Source organism: Streptomyces hamibioticus, assembly GCF_047946815.1.
Lineage (GTDB): Bacteria > Actinomycetota > Actinomycetes > Streptomycetales > Streptomycetaceae > Streptomyces.
Genome location: NZ_JBKKQY010000001.1, coordinates 1,856,967 through 1,875,252, shown reverse-complemented (window position 1 = coordinate 1,875,252; position 18,286 = coordinate 1,856,967). Strand labels below are relative to the sequence as shown.

Sequence of the window (18,286 nt, the reverse complement as noted above, 5' to 3'; positions counted from 1 at the left end):
TTCAGGGCGTTTTCGCCCGTACAGGGAGGCGGCATGACAGAGACGGCGAGCGGTCCGGCACGGAGTTCCCGCGCCAAGGGCACGAAGGCGGGCAAGGGACTCCGTATCGAGCGCGTCCACACCACTCCTGGGGTGCACCCCTATGACGAGGTGGCCTGGGAGCGCCGTGACGTCGTCATGACCAACTGGCGCGACGGCTCGGTCAACTTCGAGCAGCGCGGCGTCGAGTTCCCCGACTTCTGGTCGGTGAACGCGGTCAACATCGTCACCAGCAAGTACTTCCGCGGTGCCGTCGGCACCCCGCAGCGCGAGACCAGCCTCAAGCAGCTGATCGACCGCATCGTGAAGACGTACCGGAAGGCCGGCGAGGACCACAAGTACTTCGCCTCTCCCGCCGACGCCGAGATCTTCGAGCACGAGCTGGCCTACGCCCTGCTGCACCAGATCTTCAGCTTCAACAGCCCCGTCTGGTTCAACGTCGGCACCAAGCAGCCGCAGCAGGTCTCTGCCTGCTTCATCCTCTCCGTCGACGACTCCATGGAGTCGATCCTCGACTGGTACAAGGAAGAGGGGATGATCTTCAAGGGCGGCTCCGGCGCCGGCCTGAACCTCTCCCGTATCCGCTCCTCCAAGGAGCTGCTCTCCTCCGGCGGCAACGCCTCCGGCCCGGTCTCTTTCATGCGCGGCGCCGACGCCTCCGCCGGCACCATCAAGTCCGGCGGCGCCACCCGCCGGGCCGCCAAGATGGTCGTTCTCGACGTGGACCACCCGGACATCGAGGACTTCATCGAGACCAAGGTCAAGGAAGAGGAGAAGATCCGCGTCCTGCGCGACGCCGGCTTCGACATGGACCTGGGCGGCGACGACATCACGTCCGTCCAGTACCAGAACGCCAACAACTCGGTCCGTGTGAACGACGAGTTCATGAAGGCGGTCGAGCAGGGCGGTCAGTTCGGGCTGCGCGCCCGGATGACCGGCGAGGTCATCGAGGAGGTCGACGCCAAGTCGCTCTTCCGCAAGATCGCCGAGGCCGCCTGGGCCTGTGCCGACCCGGGCATCCAGTACGACGACACCATCAACACCTGGCACACCTGCCCCGAGTCCGGCCGGATCACCGCGTCGAACCCGTGCAGCGAGTACATGCACCTGGACAACACGTCCTGCAACCTGGCCTCGCTGAACCTGATGAAGTTCCTGAAGGACGACGGCAAGGGCAACCAGTCCTTCGAGACCGAGCGTTTCCAGAAGGTCGTCGAGCTGGTCATCACCGCGATGGACATCTCGATCTGCTTCGCCGACTTCCCGACCCAGAAGATCGGTGAGAACACCCGCGCGTTCCGCCAGCTCGGCATCGGCTACGCCAACCTCGGCGCCCTGCTGATGGCCACCGGCCACGCCTACGACTCCGACGGCGGCCGCGCTCTCGCCGGCGCCATCACCTCCCTGATGACCGGCACGGCGTACCGCCGCTCCGCCGAACTCGCCGCGGTCGTCGGCCCGTACGACGGCTACGCCCGCAATGCCGACGCCCACAAGCGCGTGATGAAGCAGCACGCCGACGCCAACGGCACGGCCGTCCGCATGGACGACCTGGACACCCCGGTGTGGGCCGCCGCCACCGAGGCCTGGCAGGACGTGGTGCGCCTGGGCGAGAAGAACGGTTTCCGTAACTCCCAGGCCTCCGTCCTCGCCCCGACCGGCACCATCGGCCTGGCGATGTCCTGCGACACCACCGGGGTCGAGCCCGACCTGGCGCTGGTCAAGTTCAAGAAGCTGGTCGGCGGCGGCTCCATGCAGATCGTCAACGGCACGGTGCCGCAGGCCCTGCGCCGTCTGGGCTACCAGGAGGAGCAGATCGAGGCGGTCGTCGCCCACATCGCCGAGCACGGCAATGTGATCGACGCCCCCGGTCTCAAGCCCGAGCACTACGAGGTGTTCGACTGCGCCATGGGCGAGCGCGCCATCTCCCCGATGGGCCACGTCCGCATGATGGCCGCGGTCCAGCCGTGGATCTCCGGTGCCATCTCCAAGACGGTCAACATGCCGGAGTCGGCGACCGTCGAGGAGGTCGAGGAGATCTACTTCGAGGCCTGGAAGCTGGGCGTCAAGGCGCTCGCCATCTACCGGGACAACTGCAAGGTCGGCCAGCCGCTCTCCGCCAAGAAGAAGGAGGAGAAGAAGGCCGAGGAGATCGTCGAGCCCACGGTCGAGAAGGTCGTCGAGTACCGCCCGGTCCGCAAGCGCCTCCCCAAGGGCCGCCCGGGAATCACCACGTCCTTCACGGTCGGCGGCGCCGAGGGTTACATGACCGCCAACTCCTACCCGGACGACGGCCTCGGCGAGGTCTTCCTGAAGATGTCCAAGCAGGGCTCGACCCTCGCGGGCATGATGGACGCCTTCTCCATCGCGGTCTCCGTGGGCCTTCAGTACGGCGTGCCGCTGGAGACGTACGTCTCGAAGTTCACGAACATGCGCTTCGAGCCGGCCGGTATGACGGACGACCCGGACGTGCGGATGGCGCAGTCGATCGTCGACTACATCTTCCGCCGCCTGGCGCTGGACTTCCTGCCCTTCGAGACGCGCTCCGCGCTCGGCATCCACTCCGCCGAGGAGCGCCAGCGCCACCTGGAGACCGGTTCGTACGAGCCGTCCGACGACGAGGTCGACGTCGAGGGACTGGCCCAGTCGGCGCCGCGCGCCCAGGAGCTGAAGGCGGTGGCCACGCCGAAGGCCGAGGTCGAGGCCGCCAAGCCGGCCCCGCAGCAGGCCCACACCAGCGCCGAGCTGGTGGAGATGCAGCTGGGCATCCAGGCCGACGCCCCGCTGTGCTTCTCCTGCGGCACGAAGATGCAGCGCGCCGGTTCCTGCTACATCTGCGAGGGCTGCGGCTCGACCAGCGGTTGCAGCTGACGCGTAGGACCCAGTGAGTAAGGGGCGCCGGCCATGGCCGACGCCCCTTACTCATGAGCCGTGGACGGTCAGTGACGGCGAGCCGTGCCCATGGTGCGGGCGAAATCCGCCGGATCACCCTCGAAACCGTGGACCCCGGCGTGGAACTCCCACGCTCCCGTCTCGTCCCGGACGAACTCCGCGACCGTGGCAGCCGTCGCGCCCAGGACCCCGCCGAAGTCGTCCGTGGCCAGGTCGGTGTAGCCCTCGCGGATGCGCAGTCCCGGGTTGCCGACGCCGGCGAAGGTCCGCTCCCCGGAACGCTGCTGGATGGCCACACCGACCACCACGCGCGCGTACCGCGGGTCGAGCCGTTCCAGCTCCAGCACCATGACCTCGTCGAATCCGAAGCCCTTGCCGTCCCGGCTGTCCCGGTTGAGATAGATGGTGCCGTCGGGGGAACGGCTGTCGAAGTGCACCATGTAGGAGGGATCGCCGTAGGGATCACTCGCCAGGTAGGTCGCGGCGATCAGGTCCAGATCGGTGGGCGGCTGCCCGCCCGGACTCGGGTCCCACCGCAGTGCGACCTCGACCTTGCGGATCCCCTTGATGAGGCCGTTCACGAACTTCCCCTTCCCGGTCCCCGTCCTGCCCGTTCATCTCAACTGCCGAGCAGTGACGGCCGGTTGTCCATCCTGCCACGCGCGCGGCGGCACCTGCGGGCGAGCGGTCCCTCCGAGAGCGACCGGGACCACGCTCCGTGGCTTTACCATGGCGCGGTGCTGGTCAAGTGGATTCGCTGCACCGTGGTGGACCGCCGCGGGTTCGAGCGGGGGCAGCGGAAGTGGGCGGGGCTTCTGGGGGAGCCGGGGTTTCGCGGGCAGGGGGGTGGCTGGAGCCGGGGGCGGCCGGACGTGGCACACCTCTTCGCCTTCTGGGAGAGCCGTGCCTTCTACGACTCCTTCATGGCACGCTCCCACGACCGGCTCGCCGCCGCCCAGTCCGGCACCTTCAAGGACGCCCAGGCCCGGCTCTTCGACTACCGGTTCGACGTCAAGACCGGCTTTGAACCCCGCTTCGCCGACGCCGACCTGGTGCGGGTGGCCCTCTGCCGGGTCCACGAGGAGCGGGCAGAGCACTTCGTCCTGATGCAGGAGAAGGTCTGGAACCCCGCCATGGCCGGCTCGCCCGGCATGATCCGCGGACTTTTCGGCGAGGCCCCGGGGCACGAGTACCTGGTGCTGTCGATGTGGCTGTCGGCCGCCGAGCACGGCAAGTACCGGACCGAGCGGGTGGAACGGCTCGCCCTGCGCGCCCAGATCGAGGCCGACGTGGCCGCCCTGACGGGGGACATCGTGGAGCTGGAGCCCTCGTGGACGGTGTGAGACCCGCGTGCGGACGGCCCCGGGGCCTGGTTCCGGCCGTGTGACCTACGCCGTATGGAGCCCGTGCGGGTGCTCCGCCGCCGCCGTCCCGATCTAGGGTTCTGGCATGGCACGACCACGGCGCATCGTCCTCGTCCGGCACGGCGAGTCGACGGGCAATATCGATGACTCCGTGTACGAGCGCGAGCCCGACCACGCACTGGCGCTGACCGAGCGGGGCCGGCGGCAGGCCGAGGAGACGGGGAAGGTGCTGCGCGACCTGTTCGGCCGGGAGCGCGTCAGCGTGTACGTCTCCCCGTACCGCCGGACCCACGAGACGCTGCGCGCCTTCCACCTCGATCCGGAGCTCATACGGGTGCGCGAGGAGCCCCGGCTGCGCGAGCAGGACTGGGGGAACTGGCAGGACCGCGAGGACGTGCGCCTGCAGAAGGCCTACCGGGACGCCTACGGGCACTTCTTCTACCGCTTCGCCCAGGGCGAGTCCGGCGCCGACGTCTACGACCGGGTCGGCAACTTCCTGGAGAGCCTCTTCCGCAGCTTCGAGGCCACGGACCACCCGCCGAACGTCCTGCTGGTGACGCACGGCCTGGCCATGCGGCTGTTCTGCATGCGCTGGTTCCACTGGACGGTGGCCGAGTTCGAGTCGCTGGCCAATCCCGGGAACGGTGAGTTCCGGATGCTCGTTCTCGGTGCGGACGGCAAGTACACCCTTGACCGTCCGTTCGAACGCTGGCGAGATCCGGAACCGTACGGGATCACCGGATAGAGTGGCAGGGCGATGACCGCTCACTCCTCATCTGACGGGCGCCTGGACCGCGCCCTGGCCAGCCTGCGCGGACTGTCGGTGGGCGACGCGCTGGGCTCGCAGTTCTTCGTGCCGGTGAACTATCCGCTGCTCAAGCGGCGCGAGCTGCCGCCGGCGCCCTGGCAGTGGACCGATGACACGGAGATGGCGTGCTCCGTGGTCTCCGTGCTGGCCGCCCACCACCGCATCGACCAGGACGCGCTGGCCCAGTCCTTCGCCGCACACCACGACTTCGACCGGGGGTACGGCCCCGCGGTGAACCGGCTCCTGCGGCTGGTGCGGGAGGGCGGCGACTGGCGGGGACTCGCCGCCGCGCTCTTCAACGGCCAGGGGTCCTGGGGCAACGGCGCCGCGATGCGCATCGCCCCGCTGGGCGCCTGGTACGCGGACGACCCGGAGCAGGCGACCCACCAGGCCGAGATCTCCGCCTACCCCACGCACCAGCACCGGGAGGCCGTGGTCGGTGCGATGGCCGTCGCCGCGGCCGCCGCGCTGGCCGCCGCGCCCGGCGGTCCGCCGGGCGCCGAGCAACTGCTCGACGGGGTGATCGCGCTGGTGCCGAAGAAGAGCGCGGTCGGCGCGGGGCTGCGGCGCGCCCGGGACATGCTCGACTACGGTGACGCGGCCACGGTCGCCGCCGTACTGGGCTGCGGACGGCGTACGACGGCCCACGACACCGTCCCCTTCGCGCTCTGGTCGGCCGCGCGTGCCCTCGGTGACTACGAGCGGGGTTTCTGGACGACCGCCCAGGCCGGCGGGGACGTGGACACCACGTGCGCCATCGTGGGCGGGGTGATCGCCGCCGACAAGGCGGGGGCGCCGCCCGCCGAGTGGACGGGCCGGACCGAGGCGCTGCCGGGCTGGATGCCCGTCTCTGCCTGAAACTCCGGGCGCCTGTCCGGACCTGGTGGCTCGGTGGCCCCGCGGCGGCCCTCGGCGAACCCTCTACAGTGTCAACTCTCCGTGTAGGTCAGGAACTCTCCGTGATTGACCGTTCGTTGTCGTGACATCGGCTGTGTGGGGCGGGACGCCGCACACGGATGGACACGGTGGTCAGGGGGCCGGCATGGGGAGCACGCTCGTCCGGGCGGTGTGGGCTGTGGGCGGACGCGGGGCGCCGGTCGCGGCGGCGCGCCCACGGCACGCGGGCGCGGGCCGGAGCGGTGGCCGTTGGCAGGCCCCCGTGACGCCCGCCGGCGAGCCCAGTCCGGCCCGCGCCGCCGTCGGATCAGCCCATGCCCGGCCCGGCGGAGCCGGACAGGGCCTCCAGGTCGCTCTTGCGCACCCGGATCACCAGCCAGGCCGTGGCCAGGGCGAGGACGGCCATCGCGGCGGCCGGCATGAAGGCCGCGGAGATGCCCTGCGCCAGCACGTCGTGGCCCCAGGGCGCCGGCAGCTGGTGCGTCCTGGCGAATTCCGCCTTCTCCGCCGGGGAGCCGTTGGCGAGAAAGTCCGGCAGCTGCTTCTCGCCCTCGTTCCTGCTGGCCGTGCCGAACACGGTGGTCAGGATGGCCAGGCCGATCGAGCCGCCCACCTGCTGCGTGGCGTTCAGCAGTCCGGACGCCGCCCCCGCCTCGTGCTGGGCGACGCCGGAGACCGCGGTCAGCGTCAGGGCCACGAAGTTCAGGCCCATACCGAAGCCGAAGATCAGCATCGGGCCGAGCACACCCCCGACGTAGGAGCTGTCGGAGCTGATGAGGGCCTGCCAGCCGAGACCGACCGCCGCGAGCGCCGAACCCGCGAGCATGAACGGCTTCGGGCCGAACACGGGCAGGAACCGCTGCGACACACCCGCGCCGAGCGCGATCACCACCGTGACCGGCAGGAAGGCCAGACCGGCCTGGATCGGGGTGTAGCCCAGCACGTTCTGCACGAAGAGGACGATGTAGAAGAACATGCCGAACATCGCCGCGGCCAGGCAGAGCGTGATCACATAGGTGCCGGAGCGGTTCCGGTCGGCGAACATCCTCAGCGGGGTGATCGGCTCCTTGGCCCGGGACTCGATGAGCACGAAGGCCAGCAACAGCACCGCGGCGGCGCCGAAGGACCCGATGGTCAGACCGTCCCGCCACCCCTCGTCCGCGGCCCGGATGAAGCCGTACACGAGCGAGGCCATGCCTGCCGTCGAGGCCACGGTCCCGGCGATGTCGAAGCGGCCGGAGTGCCGTTCGGACTCACGGATGTACATCGGGGCCAGCACGGCGATCAGGATGCCGATCGGCACGTTCACGAAGAGGACCCAGCGCCAGTCGAGCCACTCGGTGAGCATCCCGCCCGCGAGCAGGCCGATGGCGCCGCCGCCCGCGGAGACCGCGGCGAAGACGCCGAAGGCCCGGTTCCGTTCCGGGCCCTCGGGGAACGTGGTGGTGATGAGCGCCAGCGAGGTGGGCGAGGCGATCGCGCCACCCATGCCCTGCAGGGCGCGTGCGGCGAGCAGTTGCCACGGTTCCTGGGCGAAACCGCCGATCAGGGAGGCGAAGGTGAAGATCAGGATGCCGGCCATGAAGACGCGGCGCCGGCCGAGGATGTCACCGGCCCGGCCGCCGAGGAGAAGCAGCCCGCCGAAGGTGAGCGTGTAGGAGCTGACCACCCAGGTGAGGTCGGTCGTGCTGAACCTGAGCGCTTCCTGAATGTGCGGGAGTGCGATGTTCACAATCGTCGCGTCGAGTACGACCATGAGTTGGCAGGCCGCGATGACGGTGAGCGCGATGCCGGGGCGCCCGTCCCGGCGGGCCGCCCCCGGCTTGTCGCCCTGGATCAATGGAGAGGTAGTCACTATGGGTCCCCACGAGTGCCTTAGTGAACGCTCGCGTTCACTGTCGGGGCCACGGTAGTGACTCCGCGACAGTGAACGCAACCGTTCGCTGTTGTGTCGTCGCGCGCCCTCGTCCCCCGTTGGGGTCGCGCGACCCCGCCCCAGTCCCTGGAACATCCGCTCCCTCGCCCCTTGGAGAAAGTCCCATGATCACTCCGCGCCAGGAGGTCGCCTCCGCTCAGTCGGCCTCTCGCCGTCGCGGTGCGGTGCTCGAACGTGCGATCCTCGACGCCGCGTTGGAGCAGCTCGGCACGGTCGGCTGGAAAGGCCTGACGATGGAGGGGGTGGCGGCCGGCGCCCAGACCGGCAAGGCCGCGGTCTACCGGCGCTGGCCGTCCAAGGAGGACCTCGTCGCGGACGCGCTGCGCGCGGGGCTGCCGAGCTTCGACACGGTGCCCGATCGGGGGACTGTGCGCGAAGACCTCCTGGAACTGTGCCGGCGGGCGCGCGACGCCATGTACTCCCGCCCCGGCTTCGCGTTCCGGTCGGTCATTCACGAGTGCGACAACCTGCAGGCGGAGCGATTCCACGGGGTGATCTTCGAGGGCGTCGTGGAGCCTACGATTCACATGCTGCGCGAAGTCATCACGCGGGGAATCGAGCGTGGCGAGGTGCGTCCGGACGCGGCGAACGGATACGTCTTCGACGCGATTCCGGCGATGATGATGTATCGCTCGAAGGTTTGCGCGAGTGAATGGGTGGATCGGGATCTGGAAGAGATGATCGACCAGTTGATGGTCCCGCTGCTGCGCCCCGAGGCCTCCTGACGGCTGTCGGCAACGACCGTGGCGGTGAAGGGGAACCGGGGTGTCGAAGGGCACCCGGCGCGGCGTAGGCTATGGGCGCCATGCCGTACGAACCACCTACTCACACCGTCGAGCGCTCACTCCGCGCCACGACCGGAGCGAAGGTCATTGCCGGTGTCGACGAGGTGGGGCGCGGTGCTTGGGCCGGGCCCGTCACCGTCTGCGCCGCGGTCACCGGACTCCGTCGGCCTCCGGCCGGACTGACCGACTCCAAGCTGCTCACCGTGAAACGGCGCACCGAGCTCGCCGACGAGCTGCGTACGTGGGTGACCTCCTACGGGCTGGGGCACGCCTCCCCGGAGGAGATCGACGAGGTGGGGATGACGGCCGCACTGCGGCTCGCCGCGGTCCGTGCCCTGGACGCCCTGCCGGTCCGTCCCGACGCGGTCATCCTCGACGGCAAGCACGACTATCTCGGCGCGCCCTGGCAGGTCCGTACGGTGATCAAGGGCGACCAGTCGTGCGTGGCGGTCGCGGCGGCCTCGGTCATCGCCAAGGTCCAGCGCGACAAAATGATGGCCGAACTGGGCGTCGACCATGCAGACTTCGGTTTTGCGGACAACGCCGGGTATCCGTCGCCCGTACACAAGGCGGCACTGGCGGAGCGGGGCCCCACCCCGTTTCACCGGTTGTCGTGGGCGTATCTTGATGCGCTGCCCCAGTGGCGGCACCTCAAGAAGGCCCGCCGTTGGGTGGAGGGAAACGTTCCGGAAATCGAGGGTCAGCTCGGCTTCGATTTCTGACGGATCCGCGCGCACGCATGTGCCACCCGCCCACGCGAGCCGCACCAACGTTTGATAAAAATCAGCTCATGCCTCTCATTCCCGAGGAGCCTCAGATTCACGAGAGTGCCCAGGGTCCCCGCGCCACTCCGGCCAGTGGCCGCACCGCGCCGACCCCCCGCCCCGTACCCGGCCCCCGTCCCTCGGCTCCGCCGCGCCCCGGTCGTCCCGGACCTCACCGGCCCGCGCCGCCGGTGCAGCGCACGCCGCGCGACACGGCCGCCCCGAAGCCAGGATCCGCGCCGCAGCCAGGATCCGCGCCGCAGCCCGGCTCGTCCGCGCCGGCCGCTCCCGCCGCCTCGGCCACCCCGCAGATCCAGCTGATCCCGGCCTCGGTCGACGGCGCGCTCGACGCCGCCGAGGAAGCCGTGGACCTGCTGCTGGACTCCGGCCGCGGCCCCGGGGACGTGCTGGTGCTGACCACCGGCGAGCCGCATCCGTGGGCCGCCCATGAACTGTCCTTCGGCGAGACCGCCTACTGGGCCCAGCACGACGCGGGCGACGACGTCTTCTATGCGGACGCCGCCGTCGCCGACCGTGCCGCCGCCCGGCCCGTGGTCGTCGTCGCGGTCAACGGCGGTTCCGAAGCCGCCGCCGCCACCGCGCTGTCACTGGCCCATGCGCGGGCCGGCGCCCTGCTGATCGTCTGTGGTGACCCGCAGCGCATCAACTCGGTGCTCGGCGCGGGCGTCTGAGCCGAGGCCGTCGCCTCCGGCGGGCGCCGGGGGCGGGCGGGTCCGCCGCTGCGTGGTGACCGCGCGGACACGGGTTCGGTGGTGTCCCGGCACGCCCGACGGCGGCCGGTGCGGTGCCGTGCTTCGGTGGGGCCGACGCTCGCCGTGCGCGGATCGGCCGGCGGTGCCGCGGTGAGGTGGTCAGCGGGCTGCCGCGCGGCGCAGCACCTCCGACGGAACTCCGCCGGTGCGCGGCGGCGGAGGCGGTGCCTCGGCGGTGGCGAACGGTTCCGGTGTCGAGTCCGTGCTCGGGCGGCGGCCGCCACGGCCCTCCCCGAGGACCTGCCAGCCGTCGTGGGTCAGCGTGATGTACGCGCCGCAGCGCAAGCCGTGCAGCGTGCAGGCATCCCGCAGGCCCCACATCCACGCGCCGTCCTCCTCGGTCCAACGGGCGTCACCGTCACGGCAGTAGAGCAGTACGGCGGTGCGGACCGGCGTGCGGCGGCGCAGATCGTGCGGGATGACCCGGCGCAGCTGGTCGAGCAGCACATTGCGGAACATCCAGCCGTCGGCCGGGGCCGGGCGGCTGGTGAACGAGGCGCTGGCGCGCAGCCGTTCGTCCGGGTCGAGCACGGCCACGACCGCGGTGGCGGGCCGGGGGCGGTGCCGGGAGTGGAGTCCGCTGACGACCTCCCTGGGGTTGCGCAGCAGCGGGATCCCGGCGGCAGCCCACTCCGCCGGTTCCAGCACACGGCCGGCGGTGGCAGCGGACGGCGACAACGATGCCGCCGAGGACGGAGCGAATCCGAAGGTCACGTTCCTCCCTTCGGCTACGCGCCCATACTGCGGGCGGGGTCGGATTCGGGGGACCGCGCACCGCAGTGAAGCCCTGCCGGAACACGGACGAGCCGTGCGGGGAGCGGACCTCAATTCTTCCTGTCGAACTTGGTTGCGGCAACGAGCAATTGGGACCGTAGACCGTTATCGGGTGATGCGCGTCCTATATCCCTACCCAGAGCCTGTCGGTGTGATGCGTGGGGGCTGTGCGGGGCCGACACCGTGGTATGCGACCGGGGCGGCGGCTGTCCAGAGAGACGCTCGGGCGGGGAGAGGTCTGCGACAGCCGGCAGCCGGCAGCCGGCAGCTGAGAGCCGAGAGCCGAGAGCCGAGAGCCGACGGTCGTAGGGCAGGTGGGTGGGAGGACGGGTGGGCTCGCGGACGGTGGGTCGGCGGACGGGTGGGCCGGGGGCGGTGTGCGGCGGGGGTCAGCCCTGTACGGCCAGGACCAGCGGCAGCACCTCCTGAGCACCGGCGCGGCGGAGCAGTCGGGCCGCGACGGCGAGGGTCCAGCCGGTCTCGGTGAAGTCGTCCACCAGGAAGACCGGGCCCCGCCGCTCGGCCAGAGCGGATGCCAGGTCGGGGGGCACGGTCAGCGCACCGTCGAGTGCCTTCAGACGCTGGGCACTGTTGCTGCGAGACGCCCAAGGGGCGTCGCCCGTGTACGCGACGGTGCCGAGCAGGGGCAGCCGGCCGATCTCGGCGATCCGTGCCCCGAGGGAGTGGACGAGCTGTGGCCGGCCGGCCGAGGCGACGGTGACCACGCCGACAGGCCGAGGCCGGGCGTCCGCTGCACCGGGTGCCCAGCCGCCGCGCCCCTTCGCCCAGTCGGCCAGCACCTCCACGACGGCCTTCGCGACGTCGTCCGGTACCGGGCCGTCCGGGGCCTGCGGAGCGAGCATCGGCCGCAGCCGATTGCCCCAGCCGATGTCCGACAGGCGCCCCAGGGCCCGGCCGGGTGCGGCCTGTTCGCTCGCCGGGATACGCCCCTTGAGGTCGACGCCGATCGCCGGCAGTCCGGTCGGCCACATGCGGCGCGGCTCCACGTCGACGCCGGGCCGGCCCAGGTCGGCCCGTGCGGCGTCGAGTGCGTCGGCGGACGTGTCCGCGGTGAACCTGGGGCCCGCGCAGTTGTCGCAGCGACCGCAGGGCTTGGCGCCCTCGTCGTCCAGCTGGCGTTGCAGGAACTCCATGCGGCAGCCCGTCGTCGACGCGTACTCACGCATCGCCTGCTGCTCGGCCTTCCGTTGCCGGGCCACCCAGTCGTACCGCTCCGTGTCGTACGTCCACGGCTGTCCGGTCGCGGTCCAGCCGCCCTTGACCCGCCGCACCGCTCCGTCCACGTCGAGAACCTTCAGCATGGTCTCCAGACGGGAGCGGCGGAGTTCGACCAAGGGCTCCAGGGCGGGCAGCGACATCGGTTTCCCCGCGCGCGCGAGGACATCCAGGGTGCGGCGCACCAGGTCCTCCGGCGGGAAGGCCAGCGAGGCGAAGTACTCCCAGATCGCCTCGTCCTCCCGGCCCGGCAGCAGGAGCACCTCGGCATGCGCGACGCCGCGCCCCGCGCGCCCCACCTGCTGGTAGTAGGCGATGGGGGAGGAGGGCGAGCCGAGGTGTACGACGAAGCCGAGGTCGGGTTTGTCGAAGCCCATGCCGAGCGCCGAGGTGGCGACCAGGGCCTTGACCCGGTTGGCGAGCAGGTCCTCCTCGGCCTGCTGGCGGTCGGCGTTCTCGGTCCTGCCGGTGTAGGAGGCGACGGTGTGACCGCGGCGGCGCAGGTGGGCCGTGACCTCTTCGGCGGCGGCCACGGTGAGCGTGTAGATGATCCCGGAGCCCGGCAGCTCGTGCAGGTGGTCGGCGAGCCAGGCCATCCGGCTGGGGGCGTCCGGCAGCCGGAGGACCGACAGACTCAGGCTCTCCCGGTCCAGCGGGCCGCGCAGGACCAGGGCGTCCGAGGTGCCGCCCGTGCCTAGCTGCTCGGCGACGTCGGCGGTCACGCGCGCGTTGGCGGTGGCGGTGGTCGCGAGTACGGGCACGCCGGGCGGCAGGTCGCTGAGCATGGTGCGCAGCCGCCGGTAGTCCGGGCGGAAGTCGTGGCCCCAGTCGGAGATGCAGTGTGCCTCGTCCACCACGAGGAGGCCGGTGGCGGCGGCCAGCTTGGGGAGTACCTGGTCACGGAAGTCCGGGTTGTTCAGCCGCTCGGGACTGACCAGGAGTACGTCGACCTCGCCGGCGGTGATCTCGCTCTGGACCTGCTCCCACTCCTCGGTGTTGGAGGAGTTGATGGTCCGCGCGTGGATGCCGGCCCGGGCAGCGGCCTCGACCTGGTTCCGCATCAGCGCGAGCAAGGGGGAGACGATCACCGTGGGTCCGGCGCCGCGGGCGCGCAGCAGCGCCGTGGCCACGAAGTAGACCGCGGACTTGCCCCAGCCCGTGCGCTGGACCACGAGGGCCCGGCGCCCTTCGGCGACCAGCGCCTCGATCGCCCGCCACTGGTCCTCGCGCAGCCGGGCGGCCCCGGAGGCGTCCCCGACGAGACGGGCGAGGACCGCGTCGGCGGCCGCCCGGAGATCCGCGTTGTTCGTGTGCTCCATGCCTCCCATACAACAGGACGGCACCGACAACCCGCCCGGCGCCCGGGTGCCGCGGACGCCGGTGGGCCGGCACCTGACAGGTGTCCTCGGCCGTCCGGGACCGTGCGCGGCGGCCGGTGCGGCCGTCCCTCGGCAACGGCGGGATGAGCGACGGACGGGTCGGGTGGCGTGTACCTGATCGGAGTTATCCACAGGGTCAAGCGGAAGCTGGTATTCCGCGAGATCGTCGGGCCATGACGAACCACAGCGAAACCACTGGATCCTCCGGGAACGGCGACATCACGGAAGGTGCCGGGCCGGACCGGGCCTCCTCGACCGCGTGCGACGGCCCCGTAGGTGAGCCCCAGGTCACCCTGCGTACCCCGGCCGAACTGGCCGACGCCCTGCCCTACCTGCTGGGATACCGCCCCGAGGACAGCATCGTCCTGGTCGCTCTGCGCGACCGGGACGGACGCGGCCGCTTCGGCGGCCGGGCGCGCCTGGGCATCCCCGCCAGCGCGGACGACTGGGCATCCGCGGCCCGCCAGCTGGTCCACGGCCTGGTGACCGGCAGCGAGCGCCGTGGTGCCCGGCCCGAGCAGATGGTCGCCTACCTCTGCCAGGAACCGTCGAACGGCGAGTCCGGCCGACAGGTGATGACCCGACTGCGTCCGCTGGCCCAGAAGCTGCGCGTCGAGTGCGGAGCGCTCGACGTACCCGTGGTCGAGGCGCTGTGCATCTCGGACGGCCGCTTCTGGTCCTACTGCTGTGACGACGAGACCTGCTGCCCGGCCGAGGGCACCCCCATGGGGCTGCCCGGCACCTCCGTGCTGGCCGCCGCGGCCACCTACGCCGGCATCCAGGTGCGCGGCACCTTGCGGGAACTGCACGCCAGGCTGCTCCCCCGGGACACTTCCGCCGCCGTGGCGCAGGAGGTTGCGCTCGACACCGCCAGCATGGCCCTGGTGGCCAGGATCCTCGACGAGGCGAACCGCGCGCAGGTCGCCAGGGAAACACTCGATCTGGCGGAGCGGGTCATGCGCCGCCTGGCCCAGGCCCCGCCCGTCGCCGGCACGGCTGCGGCGGACCTCCGCGACGACGCGCTGTTGGAGGACGACGAGGCCGCGACGCTGATCCTCGGGCTGCAGGACCGCACGACGCGTGACCGCGCGGCCCAGTGGATGGAGGGCGACGAAGCCGGTGCCGCACTCCGGCTGTGGCGTGCCCTGGCCCGTCGCTGCGTCGGGCCCTACGGCGAGCATGCGGCTGCGCCGCTCACCCTCGTCGGCTGGGTCGCGTGGTCCATCGGTGACGAACTGGAAGCCCGGGAAGCACTGGCCATGGCCCTGGGAGCCGACCCCGACTATCTCTTCGCCCGTCTTCTGCACCAGGCCTGCAACGAGGGCCTGGACCCGGAGTCGATCCGCCGCTGCCTGCGCGCGGAGCGCGGCGGCCGGCAGGGCACAGCGGCCGAGCGGCCCGACAGCGACAGTGACGCGGAAGCCGGCGAGTCCACGGCGCGACAGGAGGGCGAGGCCGGCGGCCGTCAGCACCAGCGGGCCGTGGCCGGGCCCGCTCCCACGGAGGGCCCGCATCCTGTCCCCACGGCAACCGCGCATCCCGCTCCCACGGAGCCGCCGCTTCCTGCCCGCACGGAGGCTCCGCGCCCCGGTCGTCGGCGGCGTGCGCGCTCCGCGGCCTCGGCAGACGCTCCCCGGCGTCGCGCACGGGCATCGGGGTCCGCCTCGCGTGCGGACGGCGGCCGTCCGCGTACTCCGGCGGGACACGCGCGCCCTGGCGGCACACGGGCCGACCGGACGACCGGGTCGCGCACCCCGCGGAAGCAAAGTGTCGCCGGACGGGACGCGTGCGCGGGAGATGAGCGGGCGGGGCGCGGCGAGGCCGGGGAGACCGGGGACCGGGGGTGAACGGTTCCGGGCCGGGGGAGCCGTCGGACAGGCGGGGGACCGGCGGCTCGGCGGCGCGCCGGGGGACTCTCGGGAGGCCTGGACGGGAAGGAGGCCGGGGGCGGGCGGGAGACCGGGGGTCGGCGGAAGACCGGGGGACGGGCGGAGGCCGGGGGAGACGGGAACCCGTCGAACAGGGCTTGAAGCCCCGCTCCGCGAGCACCCCGCTCCGCGAGCACCCCGCTCCGCGAGCACCTCGCTCCGCGAGCACCTCGCTCCGCGAGCACCTCGCTCCGCGAGCACCTCGCTCCGCGAGCACCTCGCTCCGCGAGCACCTCGCTCCGCGAGCACCTCGCTCCGCGAGCACCCCGCTCCGCGAGCACCCCGCTCCGCAAGCACCTCTTTCCGCGGGCAACCCGCTCCGAGGCCTTCCACTCCGCACGCTCCCCACTCGGGGGCCTGCCACCCGCCGCCCGGCACCCGGCACCCGGCGCCTGCCCCGCACCGCGCAGCCCCGAGCCGACCGCGGGCTTCGGCCACCGGGCGTGACTCGGAGGACACCCGGCCCGTTCACCTGAGTGGTGGAACGCCTGGAAGAGACGTGACGCCGTCGGCCCCGCCCGCCGGGAGGCCCGTGGCCTTGGCCCGTGGGCCGGACTCGGAGCACGACCCAGCCCCGGTGTACGAAGCGCAGAGGAAGCCGCCCATGCACCAGCAGATTCCGCCCTACGCCGCGGGCGGAGGCAGTCCCGGCAGCAGCAGAGCCGCGCCGACTACCTCCCGGTCAGGCGCGCCGCCCGCGTCCCGGAGGGCCTCACCCCCTCCTCCCGGGCGACCGGCCGACCTGCCGGCCACCCACACCGCGATGATCTGCGTTGCCCTGCCGGGGCTGGCGGTCTCCACGGAGCACGGCCAGCTGACCGGCCACGGCCTGGAGGGTTTCTACCGCGCCGGTCGACGTCTGCTCTCCCGGTGTCTGCTGCGGGTGGCCGGCCGTGAACCGCTCGCGGTGCAGGCCAGGATGACCGCCGCGGACCGTGCCCGGTTCGTGGGGACCCTCCGGGTGTCCGTCGCCCCGGGCCCGGACCCGGAGGTCATGGTCGAGCGAACCCGGCACGCGGACGGCACGGAGCGCATCAGGCTGCACAACTGGGCCGCCCGACCGCTCCGCCTGCCGGTCGAGGTGGCTCTCGGCACGGACCTGGCCGACCTGGGCGCGATCGCCGCGGGCCACGCAGGAGCCGACCTGCCCGCCGGGGTCCACGACTCGGGCCTCCGCTGGTCCCGGACCACGGTCGCCTCCACGGTCACGGCCGAGCCGCCGCCCGCCGACGCGGTGGCCTCGGCCGGGTTGCTGCGCTGGGAACTCGACCTGCCCCCGGGCGGCAGCACCGGCATCGAGCTGCGAGTGCGTCCGGACGGGGGAGGACCGGTCCGGTCCGTGGGCCGTGCGGCGACGAGTCCGCTGGCCCCTGCGCAGGCGGCCGGCGACGACCCCAGGGTGTCCGCCCTCCTGCGGACGAGCATCGAGGACCTCAGGGCCTTGCTGCTGCGCGACCCCGTCCGGCCTGCCGACATGTATCTTGCGGCCGGGGCGCCCTGGCGCTGCGGTCTGGCGCCCGCCGAGGCACTCGCCGCGGCCCGGATGACCCTCCCGCTCGGCACCCGTCTCGCCGCGGGCACGCTGCGGGCCCTGGCCCGCACCCAACGCCTCGGCCCCGGTCCGGGGCACGGCCTGATCCCCGGCCCGCTGCGCGACGCCGGCCCGCACCTGCCGCCGGGCTGCACCGGCACAGAGGCCACCCTGCTCTTCCCCGCACTCCTCGCGGAGGCCCGCCGCTGGGGCCTGCCCCGGTCCGACACCGAGGAACTGCTGCCTACGGCCGAACGCTGCCTGACCTGGTTGCGGACGACCGTCGGGGACGGCGGGTACGTACCCGACCCGCAGCCCGGCGGTCCCGTCCGCTGCGAGATCCAGGCCCACGCGCACCGCGCCGCCCTGCTCGGCGCGGACCTGCTCGACGCCTGCGGGAGACCGGGCGGCGCCGCGCTGCGACAGTGGGCGGAGCAACTGCGGACGGCGTTTCGCCAGGACTTCTGGATCGACGACCTGGCCGGTGGCCGGCCCGCGGCGGCCCGCACCCCCGACGGACGCCTCGTGCCGCACCTGGGCGCCGGCGCTGCCCACCTGCTCGACTACGGGCTGCTCGGCGGAGGCACGCCGGCACCGGGGCTGCTCGACAAGGCGCAGACCGACCACCTCGCCCGGCTGCTCGGCAGCCCGTCGCTGGACTCGGGCTGGGGACTGCGCTCACTCGGCACGAAGGAGCCGGGCCACAACCCCTTCGGCCATCGCTCGGGTGCCGTGCGTGTCCACGAGACGGCGGTCGCCGTGGCCGGTCTGTCCGCCGCCGGACACGAGAAGGAGGCGAGTTCGCTGCTGCGCGGCGTGCTGGCCGCCGCCGAGGCCTTCGGTCACCGGCTGCCCGAGATGTACGCAGGGGAGCAGCGTACGGACGGAAGCGCCCCGCTGCCGCATCCCGCGGCCTGCCGTCCCGCCGCCACCGCGGCCGCAGCCGGGGCCCTGCTGCTCACCACGCTCGCCGGCATCAGACCCGACGCCCCGGCCGGGACGGTCACCCTGCGCCCGCTGCGCAGCGCGCCCCTGGGCGAGATCGGTCTGACCGGCCTGCGGGTCGCGGGCGCCCCCTTCTCCGTACGGGTCAGCCGACTCGGACTGGCCATGGTCGAGGAAGCCGCCGAAGGCCTGCAACTGGGCGTGTGACCTGGAACGACACCACGCCGCACGGCGA

Annotated in this window: 13 protein-coding genes; 9 read left to right on the top strand and 4 right to left on the bottom strand. The window is 72.3% G+C overall.

The window, feature by feature from the left end:
- Positions 1-33: 33 nt before the first annotated feature.
- Complete coding sequence (locus ACLGIH_RS08355; protein ID WP_416524596.1) at positions 34-2,910, top strand: vitamin B12-dependent ribonucleotide reductase; 2,877 nt, start codon at positions 34-36, stop codon at positions 2,908-2,910.
- 68 nt (positions 2,911-2,978) lie between these two features.
- Here the strand turns inward: ACLGIH_RS08355 and ACLGIH_RS08350 are convergent, their stop codons facing one another.
- Positions 2,979-3,512 (bottom strand): TerD family protein, encoded by a 534-nt coding sequence (locus ACLGIH_RS08350; RefSeq protein ID WP_416524595.1) that lies wholly within the window; start codon positions 3,510-3,512, stop codon positions 2,979-2,981.
- A 156-nt stretch (positions 3,513-3,668) separates the two neighbouring features.
- On the opposite strand from ACLGIH_RS08350, the gene ACLGIH_RS08345 reads away from it, so the two are divergent.
- From ACLGIH_RS08345 to ACLGIH_RS08335, 3 genes are all read left to right on the top strand, one after another.
- Positions 3,669-4,274 carry a YdbC family protein gene (locus ACLGIH_RS08345; RefSeq protein ID WP_416524594.1) on the top strand — a complete coding sequence of 202 codons (606 nt, stop codon included), beginning with the start codon at positions 3,669-3,671 and terminating at the stop codon, positions 4,272-4,274.
- A gap of 106 nt (positions 4,275-4,380) precedes the next feature.
- On the top strand, positions 4,381-5,040 hold the full coding sequence (locus tag ACLGIH_RS08340) for a histidine phosphatase family protein (protein ID WP_416524593.1): 660 nt from the start codon (positions 4,381-4,383) through the stop codon (positions 5,038-5,040).
- A gap of 12 nt (positions 5,041-5,052) precedes the next feature.
- Positions 5,053-5,961, top strand: coding sequence for an ADP-ribosylglycohydrolase family protein (locus ACLGIH_RS08335; protein ID WP_416524592.1), 909 nt, complete (start codon positions 5,053-5,055; stop codon positions 5,959-5,961).
- Between the two features lie 346 nt (positions 5,962-6,307).
- On the opposite strand, the gene ACLGIH_RS08330 is transcribed toward ACLGIH_RS08335, so the two are convergent.
- Positions 6,308-7,855 (bottom strand): MFS transporter, encoded by a 1,548-nt coding sequence (locus tag ACLGIH_RS08330; protein ID WP_416524591.1) that lies wholly within the window; start codon positions 7,853-7,855, stop codon positions 6,308-6,310.
- A 185-nt stretch (positions 7,856-8,040) separates the two neighbouring features.
- Between ACLGIH_RS08330 and ACLGIH_RS08325 the strand changes: the two genes are divergently transcribed.
- The 3 genes from ACLGIH_RS08325 (at position 8,041) to ACLGIH_RS08315 (ending at position 10,177) form a co-directional block, all read left to right on the top strand.
- Complete coding sequence (locus tag ACLGIH_RS08325) at positions 8,041-8,661, top strand: TetR/AcrR family transcriptional regulator (protein WP_416524590.1); 621 nt, start codon at positions 8,041-8,043, stop codon at positions 8,659-8,661.
- Positions 8,662-8,741: 80 nt separating this feature from the next.
- On the top strand, positions 8,742-9,443 hold the full coding sequence (locus tag ACLGIH_RS08320; protein ID WP_416524589.1) for a ribonuclease HII: 702 nt from the start codon (positions 8,742-8,744) through the stop codon (positions 9,441-9,443).
- Positions 9,444-9,511: 68 nt separating this feature from the next.
- On the top strand, positions 9,512-10,177 hold the full coding sequence (locus ACLGIH_RS08315) for a hypothetical protein (RefSeq protein WP_416524588.1): 666 nt from the start codon (positions 9,512-9,514) through the stop codon (positions 10,175-10,177).
- A gap of 180 nt (positions 10,178-10,357) precedes the next feature.
- Here the strand turns inward: ACLGIH_RS08315 and ACLGIH_RS08310 are convergent, their stop codons facing one another.
- Positions 10,358-10,972 carry a hypothetical protein gene (locus tag ACLGIH_RS08310; protein WP_416524587.1) on the bottom strand — a complete coding sequence of 205 codons (615 nt, stop codon included), beginning with the start codon at positions 10,970-10,972 and terminating at the stop codon, positions 10,358-10,360.
- Between the two features lie 449 nt (positions 10,973-11,421).
- Positions 11,422-13,587 (bottom strand): RecQ family ATP-dependent DNA helicase, encoded by a 2,166-nt coding sequence (locus tag ACLGIH_RS08305; protein ID WP_416524586.1) that lies wholly within the window; start codon positions 13,585-13,587, stop codon positions 11,422-11,424.
- 233 nt (positions 13,588-13,820) lie between these two features.
- On the opposite strand from ACLGIH_RS08305, the gene ACLGIH_RS08300 reads away from it, so the two are divergent.
- Positions 13,821-15,494 (top strand): DUF4192 domain-containing protein, encoded by a 1,674-nt coding sequence (locus tag ACLGIH_RS08300; RefSeq protein ID WP_416524585.1) that lies wholly within the window; start codon positions 13,821-13,823, stop codon positions 15,492-15,494.
- A gap of 844 nt (positions 15,495-16,338) precedes the next feature.
- Positions 16,339-18,258 (top strand): glycogen debranching N-terminal domain-containing protein, encoded by a 1,920-nt coding sequence (locus ACLGIH_RS08295; RefSeq protein WP_416524584.1) that lies wholly within the window; start codon positions 16,339-16,341, stop codon positions 18,256-18,258.
- Positions 18,259-18,286: the final 28 nt, after the last annotated feature.